Raw genomic sequence first — 1,572 nt, forward strand, 5'->3', positions numbered from 1 at the left:
AAATAAAAAACATACTAAGATTAGTAGTGCAGACCAAGGCATTGGTTTGCACTACTATTTTTTATATAGTAGATGGTGAAGAAATAGGCCGAGAGGTGCTTGGGATCACGAATCCGTATAAAAAACCGGCCTACTTCACCACCCTTATTTGAATCAGGTTTGAGTATGTTGGATCCTTTGAGATCGTGTATAAGAAATGGGAATCGATAAGGTGAAGGTGAGGCTTCAAAACATCAAGAGGAGGCAGAGGATGAAACACGTTATAGCGTTTGATATAAGTATGGGTAAAAGTTACATGGTCGTCTATAATGCATTGAAAAAATGTGAACTGGAGAAGGAAATCGAACACACGCGTCCCGAATTTGCAGCACTGAAGTTATTGATTGGTGACATAATTGACGGATATGGTGAACAACCACACATCGTCTTTGAAGCGACAGGTGTCTATTCAAGACCTTTAGAACGTTTCATGCAAGAGAATGGCTACAGGTACTGTTTACTGAATCCGCTAGAAGCGAAGCTCCAATGCGATACGCTACGCATTCATAAAACGGATCGAAGTGACGCACACCAGTTAGCCCTTACTCATTTTACGAACAATAGACGAGTCAAGATAAACTCGTGCGATGTTTACACCCAACTGAAAGCCCTATCTAGACATTATAGTGAACTGGACGATGAATTGAGTGTGGTTCGAAGTAGAATGCATAAAGTCATCCAGGTAACTTTTCCAGAATTAGAGAGAATCTTCACTAGTAAGTCCGAGTTGTTTCTTAATGTAGCACAGCTTTTTCCGCATCCAGACATTGTTCTCTCCTATTCTAAAACGATTATCAAAAACAGGATAATCGCAAACACGAATAAAAGAATATCTGCAAAAATAGCCGAAGAGAAAGCGGTCGAGCTGCTCAAGGCCGCTGAACAATCCTATCCAGCAGTTTCTTCAACGGACGTTTTTTGCGATCAGGTAATCGTATATGCAAAACGGTATCAAGAACTCCTTCATCAAAAAGAACAATGCATCGACAAGATGGCTACGCTAGCTGAGGGACTTGAAGAATACAGTTTACTCCTTAGTATTCCAGGAATCGCCACGAATACAGCAGTCCGCCTACTCGCTGAAATTGGGGACATCCGGCGTTTTGATAATCACAAACAACTTAACGCTTTCGCTGGTATAGATATCCGTCGTTATCAATCAGGTAAGTTTATTGCGAAAGACAAAATCAATAAACGAGGGAATAAACACCTAAGAAAATTACTTTATATCGTCATTCAAAATATGATTAGGTTAAGACGTTTTGGACAAAACCACTTCGTTGACTATTATGACAAACTGAAAAAGCAACCCTATAACAAATGCCATAAGGTCGCTTCCATCGCATGTGTAAACAAGTTGTTGAAGACAATCTTCTTTCTCGTTACACATAATATGAACTATGAATACAGGTTAGCCGCCAACTCATAGTCACATCAATATTTTAGCATACGTACACACCTAGTGAAAAAAATTCAAATTCACAAGGTTTATTTAGTATACGCAAAAAGACTAATATCATTAGATTTCCATCC

The 1,572-nt window shown here is 39.2% G+C and carries 1 protein-coding gene; it reads left to right on the forward strand.

Translation table 11 applies throughout. The features are described 5' to 3' along the window. Positions 1-250 precede the first annotated feature (250 nt). Positions 251-1,468, forward strand: coding sequence for an IS110 family transposase (locus AWV70_RS10880; protein ID WP_060206974.1), 1,218 nt, complete (start codon positions 251-253; stop codon positions 1,466-1,468). The last annotated feature ends 104 nt before the right edge of the window (positions 1,469-1,572 follow it).

This window comes from Sporosarcina koreensis (assembly GCF_001531445.1).
Taxonomy (GTDB): Bacteria; Bacillota; Bacilli; order Bacillales_A; family Planococcaceae; genus Sporosarcina; species Sporosarcina koreensis_C.